The 8621-nt window shown below is 67.1% G+C and carries 11 protein-coding genes; 6 read left to right on the top strand and 5 right to left on the bottom strand.

The genetic code is table 11. The features are described 5' to 3' along the window. Positions 1 to 5: 5 nt before the first annotated feature. Together ftsY and IH615_RS14755 are read left to right on the top strand one after the other, a co-directional pair. A complete protein-coding gene (ftsY, locus tag IH615_RS14750) occupies positions 6 to 1115 on the top strand; it encodes a signal recognition particle-docking protein FtsY (RefSeq protein ID WP_291362839.1) in 1110 nt (369 codons plus the stop codon). Positions 1116 to 1205: 90 nt separating this feature from the next. After that, a complete protein-coding gene (locus IH615_RS14755) occupies positions 1206 to 1826 on the top strand; it encodes a septation protein A (RefSeq protein WP_291362824.1) in 621 nt (206 codons plus the stop codon). A gap of 107 nt (positions 1827 to 1933) precedes the next feature. Here IH615_RS14755 and IH615_RS14760 read toward each other — a convergent pair whose 3' ends face one another. The 5 genes from IH615_RS14760 to tsaD all read right to left on the bottom strand — a co-directional run bounded on the left by IH615_RS14760 (position 1934) and on the right by tsaD (position 5226). Beyond that, a complete protein-coding gene (locus tag IH615_RS14760) occupies positions 1934 to 2338 on the bottom strand; it encodes a DUF1761 domain-containing protein (RefSeq protein ID WP_291362825.1) in 405 nt (134 codons plus the stop codon). A gap of 117 nt (positions 2339 to 2455) precedes the next feature. Continuing rightward, positions 2456 to 2890, bottom strand: coding sequence for an EVE domain-containing protein (locus IH615_RS14765; protein WP_291362827.1), 435 nt, complete (start codon positions 2888 to 2890; stop codon positions 2456 to 2458). Positions 2891 to 2893: 3 nt separating this feature from the next. Continuing rightward, positions 2894 to 3190 carry a YciI family protein gene (locus IH615_RS14770; protein WP_291362829.1) on the bottom strand — a complete coding sequence of 99 codons (297 nt, stop codon included), beginning with the start codon at positions 3188 to 3190 and terminating at the stop codon, positions 2894 to 2896. A gap of 4 nt (positions 3191 to 3194) precedes the next feature. Beyond that, positions 3195 to 4181, bottom strand: a complete 987-nt coding sequence (locus tag IH615_RS14775; RefSeq protein WP_291362831.1) for an NAD(P)H-dependent glycerol-3-phosphate dehydrogenase — start codon at positions 4179 to 4181, stop codon at positions 3195 to 3197. Further along, on the bottom strand, positions 4171 to 5226 hold the full coding sequence (gene tsaD / locus IH615_RS14780) for a tRNA (adenosine(37)-N6)-threonylcarbamoyltransferase complex transferase subunit TsaD (RefSeq protein WP_291362841.1): 1056 nt from the start codon (positions 5224 to 5226) through the stop codon (positions 4171 to 4173). Before tsaD ends, IH615_RS14775 begins: the two co-directional genes overlap by 11 nt. Positions 5227 to 5308: 82 nt before the next feature. Here tsaD and hemC point away from each other — a divergent pair, with 82 nt between their 5' ends. The 4 genes from hemC to IH615_RS14800 form a co-directional block, all read left to right on the top strand. Next, positions 5309 to 6253 carry a hydroxymethylbilane synthase gene (gene hemC / locus IH615_RS14785; protein WP_291362833.1) on the top strand — a complete coding sequence of 315 codons (945 nt, stop codon included), beginning with the start codon at positions 5309 to 5311 and terminating at the stop codon, positions 6251 to 6253. Beyond that, positions 6235 to 6975 carry a uroporphyrinogen-III synthase gene (locus IH615_RS14790; protein ID WP_291362835.1) on the top strand — a complete coding sequence of 247 codons (741 nt, stop codon included), beginning with the start codon at positions 6235 to 6237 and terminating at the stop codon, positions 6973 to 6975. The genes hemC and IH615_RS14790 overlap by 19 nt, the downstream gene beginning before the upstream one ends. 28 nt (positions 6976 to 7003) lie before the next feature. After that, positions 7004 to 8248 (top strand): hypothetical protein, encoded by a 1245-nt coding sequence (locus IH615_RS14795; RefSeq protein ID WP_291362837.1) that lies wholly within the window; start codon positions 7004 to 7006, stop codon positions 8246 to 8248. Next, the coding region (locus tag IH615_RS14800; RefSeq protein WP_291362838.1) for a heme biosynthesis HemY N-terminal domain-containing protein at positions 8245 to 8621 on the top strand (377 nt) is incomplete at its 3' end. The genes IH615_RS14795 and IH615_RS14800, both read left to right, overlap by 4 nt.

Raw genomic sequence — 8621 nt, forward strand, 5'->3', positions numbered from 1 at the left:
AGCCCGTGCTGCCCACCCCTGCTCCGCCGCCCGATGACATGCCGGTGGAAGAGGTGCCCCTGCCCGGGCCGCCCGAAACCACGCCAGATTATGTCGAGGATATCGAGGACGCCGCTGCCACAAGGCAAGTTGACGCGCCCACCGCCTTCGTCCCGCTCGACCCGCCGGCCATCGTCGAAGTCCCCCTCGAGGCGCCGCGCCTTGGCTGGTTCGCGCGCCTCGCCTCCGGGCTGAAGCGCTCCTCCGACCAGCTCACCGGCTCGATCACCTCGGTCTTCACCAAGCGCAAGCTCGACGCGGCGACGCTCGACGAGCTTGAGGACGTGCTAATCCAGGCCGATCTCGGCATCGAAACGGCGATGGCCATCACCGAAACACTGCGCCGCGACCGCTTCGATCGCGACGTGACCGGCGAGGATGTCCGCGCCGTGCTGGCCGCCGAAATCGAGAAGGTGCTGGGCCCGGTGGCGCGTCCGCTAGTGGTCGGCAGCGCGCAAAAGCCCTTCGTCATCCTGATGATCGGGGTCAATGGTTCGGGCAAGACCACCACCATCGGCAAGCTGGCGCAGAAATTCGCCGCCGAAGGCCGCTCGGTGATGCTGGCCGCCGGCGACACCTTCCGCGCCGCCGCGATCGAGCAGCTGCAGATCTGGGGCCAGCGCACCAATGCCCCGGTCATCAGCCGACCCGCCGGATCGGACGCCTCGGGGCTCGCCTTCGATGCCGTGACCGAGGCGCGCGCCCAGGGTCGCGACGTGCTCATCATCGACACCGCCGGGCGGCTGCAGAATCGCGACGAGCTGATGAACGAGCTCGAAAAGGTCATCCGCGTCATCAAGAAGGTCGACCCCACGGCGCCTCATGCCACCCTGCTGACGCTCGACGCCACGACGGGGCAGAATGCGCTCAGGCAGGTCGAGATCTTCGGCCAGCGCGCCGGCGTGACGGGGCTGGTTATGACCAAGCTCGATGGCACGGCGCGGGGCGGCATCCTCGTCGCCATTGCGCGAAAATACGGCCTGCCGGTGCATTTCATCGGCGTAGGCGAGGGCGTGGGCGACCTCGAGCCCTTCACGGCGAGCGAGTTCGCCCGGGCGATCGCTGGGACGGAATAGCTCCAATGTTACCACGGTTACAGCCTATCCCGGCCTTGCATGCGGGGGCGCTTGCCTCCACATTGCGGCATTGCCGCTCAGAGAATTGCCATGACCGAGAAAACCGCCGAGCCTGAAATCAACTGGGATGAGTTGCGCCCGCAACTCATCAAGATGGCGCTCGAACTGGGTCCGCTGGTGGTCTTCTTCGTCGCCAATGCCCGCGCCGATATCTTCGTGGCCACCGCCTGGTTCATGGGCGCCATGGCGATTTCGCTGGCTCTGTCCTGGGCTATCCTAAAGAAGATTGCCATCATGCCGCTGGTCACCGGCGTCGTGGTGCTGGTGTTTGGCGGCCTGACGCTATGGCTGCAGGACGATACCTTCATCAAGATCAAGCCGACCATCACCAATTCGCTGTTCGCCGCGGTGCTGCTGGGCGGGCTGTTGTTCAGGCACTCGCTGCTGAAATATGTCTTCGGCGACGTCTACAAGCTCCGCCCGGAAGGCTGGAGCAAGCTGACGCTGAACTGGGGCCTGTTCTTCGTCGTGCTGGCTGTGATCAACGAAGTGCTGTGGCGCAATTTCTCGACCGATATCTGGGTCGCCTTCAAGGTCTGGGGCGTGATGCCGCTAACGGTGATCTTCTCGATCAGCCAGGTCAGCCTGCTCAACAAATATGCCCCGCCAAGCGAACCCCATCACGTCCCACCCATCGTGGTGGAGAGCTAGCGCTCCCGATCGCCAGCGGTCGTCACCCTCGGGCTTGATCCGAGGGGGACTGTACTTGCCAAGTGAAGAGCCCTCGGGTCAGGCCCGAGGGTGACGTGCTGGCGATATTACCCGAATACCCCGATAATCGCCCCGTCGATCAGCAGCACCGCCAGGAGGTAGCCGCCATCGATCAGGGTTCGCGCCCACGGTGCGCCCTCATAACGGTGGTTGAGCACCATGGCGGTGATGACAAAGCCCAGCCACATATGGGCGCCCACGATCAGCCCGTTGGTGACGCTGAGCGACCCCAGTAGCAGCGGCGTCAGCAGCGCAATGAAATAGGCCATGACCAGCAGGCAGAGCACCGACCAGAGATAGGGTGCGTAGTCGGCCCTGTTGATGTCTTCCGGCTTCTTGCCGATGGCGGCAATCCACTGCTTGGCCAGCACCATGTACCAGCCGGCGCCAAAACCCCAGCTCACGACCGTGGCCAGGATAACGGCCAGCCAGTTGACGGTAAAATACGACATGATTGATCTCCCCCAACGCACATATGTGCGTTGGGGGATATTAGCGCGCGATTGGCCGTCCTGCCACGCCCGTGACGCTATGCGTGGGAGGCCAGCCGCAATGGGAACAGGCCGCGCCTAGAGCCCGCCCATCTTGCAGATCAGGTCCCATTCGGCCGGGCTGACCTTGGACACCGACAGGCGTGAATATTTGACCAGTTCCAGCTCGGCCAGTTCCGGCGTCGCCTTGACCGTTGCCAGCGTCACCGGCTTGGGCAGGGGTTTGACCGCCTCGACATCGACGCATTGCCAGACGATCTTGCCATTGTCGTTGGGCTCGGCGGTGGTATCGGGATGGGCCAGGGCCACCACCTTCATGATGCCCACGATCTCCTTGCCGATATTGGAATGGTAGAAGAAGGCGAGATCGCCCAGTTGCATGGCCACCATATTGTTGCGCGCCGTGTAGTTGCGCACCCCGTGCCACTGCTCGACTTCGCCACGCTTGTTCTTGGCGACCAGGTCGTCGAACGAGAAGACATCGGGCTCCGACTTCATCAGCCAATAGGCCATGGCTCAGAACTCCCGTCCGCTATGGTTGATGGCCACGCGCCAGGGCTTCACCTCCACCGATCCAAAAATGCCTTCGGCAATGAAGGGGTCGGCCAGCAGCGTCGCCCTGGCGGCTTCGAGGCTATCGGCCTCCAGCACCAGCAGCGAGCCTTCGGGATTGCCGTCCTCGCCCATCAGCGCGCCGGCCAGCACGAGCTTTTGGCCCATGGCCGTCAAATGCTCCAGATGCACCGGCCGCGTGGCGGTGCGCTGCGCGCCGGTTCCCGGCTTGTCCTTGGCGATCATCACGAATAGCGGCACTGGATCAGTCCTCCCGTTTCAGCGGACGGGACATCAGACCCGCAACCACTGTGGCAATATCGGCCTGGCCGCTCAGCACGGCATGCACGGCCGCGATCAGCGGCACCTCGACATCGAGGCTCTTGGCCAGCGCCTCGGCAACCGGGGTCGTGGCGACCCCCTCGGCCAGCCCGGCACCACCGGCAATGATCGCCTCGACTGACTGGCCGCGCCCCAGCGCCATGCCGAACTGGTAGTTGCGCGACTGCACCGAGGTACAGGTCAGCGTCAGGTCGCCCAGCCCGGCAAGCCCGGTCAGCGTCGCAGCCGAACCGCCCATGGCCGACACCATGCGCGCCATTTCGGCAAAGGCGCGGGCAATCAGCGCCGAGCGGGCCGAGGCGCCAAGCCCGGCGCCCTCGATGGCGCCGGCCGCCAGCGCATAGACATTCTTGAGCGCCCCGGCGATTTCGACACCAATGCGGTCATCGGCGGCATAGGGGCGGAAGCTGGGGCCGGCCAGAGCCGCCGCCAAGGCCGAAGTCTGGTTGGCATCGTCGCCCGCCAGCGTCACCGCTGTCGGCCTGCCGGCCGCCACATCGACGGCAAAGCTGGGGCCCGACAGCACGAAGGGTATGGCATCGGGCGCCATGTCGAGGAGGATTTCGCTCTGCCGCTCCAGCGTACCGGTCTCGAGCCCCTTGGCCGACAGCACTACCGGCTTGCCGGCAAGCAGCGCCGGGTCGAGCGCGGCCAGAGCCGCACGGCTCGATTGTGCCGGCACCGCAAGGATGACGATATCGGCCGGCGCCGCCGCGGTCGTGGCCACGATGGCCGCATGCAGTGTCTGCGCGCCCAGATAGCGGCTGTTGGTATGGCGGGAATTGATCTCCTCGACCTGGTCAGGATCGCGCGCCACCAGCGACACCCGGCGCCCCGCCATGGCCGCCGCTTGCGCCAATGCGGTGCCCCAGGCCCCGCCGCCGATGACGCTGACGGTTTCAAGCCGCATCGGGTTCGATCCTCATGTCATCGAGATCAAGCGGCCAGCGCGGCCGCGCGGTAAAATCGAGATCATCAAGCGCACCCAGCGCGAACCGTTCCGCCCCCGCCCAGGCCACCATGGCGCCATTGTCGGTGCAGAGCGCCATGGGCGGCACGACGAGCGTCGCGCCGGCTTCGACGCAGACCGCGCGCAGGGCCGCTCCAATCGTCTGGTTGGCGGCAACGCCACCCGCCACCACCAGCCGCATCGCCTGCCCCGGAAACTCCGAAGCAAACCTCTCCAGTGCCTGCCGCGACCGCACCGCGACGATTTCGGCCACCGCCGCCTGGAAGCTGGCAGCGATATCGGCCACGTCCTGGTCGCTGAGCGGCGCCAGCGCCTCGGCCTGCAGTCGCACCGCCGTCTTGAGCCCGGAGAAGGAGAAATCGAGCCGCGCCTCGCGCAGCAGCGGGCGGGGAAACTTGAAGCGTTTCGGATCGCCGGACCTGGCGATGCGCTCGACGGCCGGACCACCGGGATGCCCCAGGGTCAGCAGCTTTGCCACCTTGTCGAAAGCTTCGCCCAGCGCATCGTCGATCGTGCTGCCCCAGCGCTGGTAATCGCCGACCCCGCGCACCAGCACGAACTGGCTGTGGCCTCCTGAAACCAGCAGCATCAGATAGGGAAACTGCACCCCGTCGGTGAGCCGCGCCGTCAGCGCATGGGCTTCGAGGTGATTGACCGCGATCAGCGGCTTGCCCAGCGCGGCGGCGAGCGCCTTGGCGGTGGTGAGGCCGACGAGCACGCCCCCGATCAGGCCCGGGCCGGCCGTGGCCGCGATGGCATCGACTTCATCGAGCGAAACGCCCGCCTCGCGACAGGCCTGGGCAATGATGTGGTCGAGATAGGTCACATGCGCCCGCGCCGCGAGTTCCGGCACCACGCCGCCGAATGCCGCATGTTCATCGAGCTGGCTGCGCACCACATTGGAACGAATACTGCCCTTGCCGAATTCGTCGCGCAGGACCACCGCTGCCGCGGTTTCGTCGCAGCTGGTCTCTATGCCGAGGATTGTGGCTGGCGCTTGCCCGGTCACGACGAACTGGTTACTCCACGGTGGTAGCCCGCACTGCCTACTATAGGACGAAAACAGATTGCAATCGCAGACACCCTTCGCCCGGATCGGAACGCGTGGCAGCCCGCTGGCACTGGCACAGGCACGGCTGGTGCGGCGACTGCTCTGCCAGGCGCATGGCGTAGCGGAGGATGACATCGTCATCGAGGTGATTTCCACCGGCGGCGATCGCTCACAGGCCAGCAATGCCAGTCTCACCGAGATCGGCGGCAAGGGCCTGTTCACCAAGGAAATCGACGAGGCCATGCTATCAGGCAGGGTCGATATCGGCGTGCATTCGAGCAAGGACGTGGCGACACGACTGCCCGAGGGTATTCGCCTGGCAGCGTTCCTCGAGCGCGAGGATGTGCGCGACGCCTTCATGTCGGTGAAGGTGCAAAGCCTCGATCATCTGGCCGAGCGGGCCCGGTTCGGCACCTCCTCCATTCGCCGCGCCGCGCAGGTGCTTCGCGTGCGGCCCGACCTTGAAATCGTGCCGTTCCGCGGCAATGTCGGCACCCGCCTGCAGAAGCTGCTCGACGGGGTGGCCGATGCCACCATGCTGGCCATGGCCGGGCTCAACCGCCTGGGCGAGGGCCACCGCGCCACTGCCCTGCTCGACCCGGAAATCTTCATGCCGGCCCCCGCCCAGGGGGCGATCGGCATTGCCGTGCGCAGCGACGATGCCCGCATGGCAGCGATTGTCGCTGTTCTCGACCACGCGCCCACCCACGCGGCGATATCAGCCGAACGGGCCATGCTGGCCGTGCTCGACGGCTCCTGCCGCACCCCGGTGGGTGTCCTGAGTCGCCTTGATGGCCAGACCCTTGTGCTCAAGGGCCAGATCCTGAGCCTCGACGGCAAGACGGCCTTCGACAGCGCTGCTGATGGCACCGACCCTGAGCAATTGGGCCGCCAGGTGGGCGAGGATTTGATCGCCCGGGCCGGCACCGACTGGCTGGCACAATGGGCTGCCACATCGTGAAGATGCTGGTGACGCGGCCCGAGCCCGACGCCCAGGCGACGCTGGCGCGGCTCGACGCCCTCGGCATTGACGCCGTGGCCGCCCCGGTCATGGTGCGCCAGACGCTCGATGCCAGCCTGCCGCCCCCGGATGGATTCACCGCCATGGTACTGACGTCAGCCAACGCCGTCCGCGCGCTGGCCGAGCGCGGGGTGCTCGAACAATACCGGCACCTGCCGGTCTTCGCCGTGGGGGATCGCACCGCGCGCGAGGCATCCGAGGCCGGCTTCGAACGCGTCAGCAGCGCCGCAGGGGCGCTGCAGGACCTAGTCAATGCCATGACCATTGCGCGCATGCGCGGGCCGATCTTCTACCCCACGGGCAAGCACCAGAGTGCGGATCTGGCCAAGGCGCTGGCGTCGCTGGGCGTGATGGTGGCCACGGCCAAGATCTACGACATGGTGGCCATCGACGCCCTGCCCGCACAGATCCTGGCTGAACTGGGCGGCGAGATTGGTGCAGTGCTGGCCTATTCGCGCCGTACGGCCGAAATCTTTGCCACGCTCGCCACCAGCCTGCCGCGCGACAAGCGAAGCAGGCTGGCCATGCTGTGCCTCTCCGAAACCGTGGCCGAGCCGTTGCTGGAGGCGCGCTTCAACCGCATCAGCCTGGCGGACCGGCCGGATGAAGACGCCATGATGGCGCTCGCGCTGGCTTTTGCCCGCGAGCAAACTGGGCCATGATCGGCACCCAAGAAGAGGACACCCTGCAATGGCGGATACCAAGGGCGACGATTCCAAGCCAGGCGGCAGCAAGCCCGGCGAAAGCAAGACCGGTCCCGTAAAGCCGCCGGTGCTTGATCTGAAGGCGCGCGAGGCCGGGGCCGACAAGCCCGAAGCCAGGGCAGAGACCAAGCCCGAAGCCAAACCTGCCGCCGCCAAGGAACCGCCAGCGCGAACACGGACGCCCGAAGCCGCGCCGGCCTCGGGGGGCTTTGGCTTTGGCGCCGCCCTGGTCGGTGGTGCATTGGGCCTGGCTGCCGCCTACGGCCTGGCCTGGTTCGGACTGTGGCCGGTGCCACCTGCCCCGGCGGCAGTGGCTGATCCGCGCCTGGCGCAGTTCGCCACCGCCATTCCCGAACTCGAGACGGTCACCCAGACCACGCAGTCCGAGCTGGTGGCACTCAACCAGCGCATCGGTGCACTGGAGGCCGCGGAACCGGCCGCCCCAGCGGCCGCGACAGCGGCTGCCGAGCCGGTCGACCTGAGCAATGTCGAGGCGGATATCGCCGCGCTGACGACCCGCATTGACACGCTGGCCGCAACGCCCGCTCCCACGGCCGATACCGGCGCGACCGAGGCGCTGCGCACCGAATTGGCGGGTCTTGCCGCCCGGCTCGACGAAGTGGCGGCGCGCCTGGGCACGGCCGAGGCCAGCCTGCGCACCCTCGATACGACGATGACCGAGACGACCGCCACCCTGGCCGACCAGCCCAGCGATATCGGCGCCGTACTGCAGCTGCCGCTGATTCTGTCGGGCTTCGAGACCGCCTTTGCGACCGGCCGCCCCTTTGCCACCGAACTGGGTGCCCTGCGCGCCGCCGTGCCTGACGCCGACATTCCCACCGCCATCGCCAACAAGGCCGAAACCGGCCTTGTCCGCCCCGACATCATCGCCGGCCGCTTCGCCGCGGTCCTGCCTGCAATGCTGGCCGGGCGTCCTGTCGATGCCGAGGCGCAATGGCAGGATGGCGCACTCGACTGGTTCCGCTCGGCCATCGCCCTGCGACCGGCCGGCGAGATCGAGGGTGACACACCCGAAGCGCTAATGTCGCAGCTCGAAGGCGCCATCGCGCGGCGGGATTTCGTTACCGCCGAGACGCTTCTGGCCGCCCTGCCTGCCCCCATGCTCGCCGCCGGCGAGGATGTTCCGGTACTGATATCGGAACAGGCCGAGGCGACGCGCTTCCTTGATGCCCTGCGGACCAGCGCCCTCTCCGGCGAGGTTGCCCAATGATCCGTCTCGCCTCCTGGATCACTGGCAGCCTGGTCATTGCGGCGCTCGCCGCCTGGCTCATCTCCCTGCCCGGTGTGGTGACGCTAGAGGTGCCCGGTTATCGCATGCAGCCCCGGCTGGGCGCGGCGATCTTCCTGTTCATCATCGTCGCCATTATCGTGATCGGGCTCTGGGCCATTATCCGGCGCATCATCTCGGCCCCGCGCAGCATGGCCCGCCGCAGTCGCGAGCGCCGGCGCGAGCAGGGTGTCGAAGCCCTCTCCGATGCCATTGTCGCCCTGCAGGCCGGCGATCCGGCCCGGGCGCGCCTGCTGGCGCGTGAGGCCCAGGCCCGCCTGCCGGCCAATGCCGCCGCGCGCCTGCTCGAGGCCCG

Origin of the sequence: Devosia sp., from assembly GCF_014860165.1 — a bacterium.
Classification (GTDB): Bacteria; Pseudomonadota; Alphaproteobacteria; order Rhizobiales; family Devosiaceae; genus Devosia.

What these genes read in the sequence shown, in the direction of transcription:
- IH615_RS14755 (WP_291362824.1), top strand. Translation starts at nt 1,206, where the DNA reads ATGACCGAGAAAACCGCCGAGCCTGAAATCAACTGGGATGAGTTGCGC.
- IH615_RS14760 (WP_291362825.1), bottom strand. Translation starts at nt 2,338, where the DNA reads ATGTCGTATTTTACCGTCAACTGGCTGGCCGTTATCCTGGCCACGGTC.
- IH615_RS14765 (WP_291362827.1), bottom strand. Translation starts at nt 2,890, where the DNA reads ATGGCCTATTGGCTGATGAAGTCGGAGCCCGATGTCTTCTCGTTCGAC.
- IH615_RS14775 (WP_291362831.1), bottom strand. Translation starts at nt 4,181, where the DNA reads ATGCGGCTTGAAACCGTCAGCGTCATCGGCGGCGGGGCCTGGGGCACC.
- IH615_RS14790 (WP_291362835.1), top strand. Translation starts at nt 6,235, where the DNA reads ATGGGCTGCCACATCGTGAAGATGCTGGTGACGCGGCCCGAGCCCGAC.
- IH615_RS14795 (WP_291362837.1), top strand. Translation starts at nt 7,004, where the DNA reads ATGGCGGATACCAAGGGCGACGATTCCAAGCCAGGCGGCAGCAAGCCC.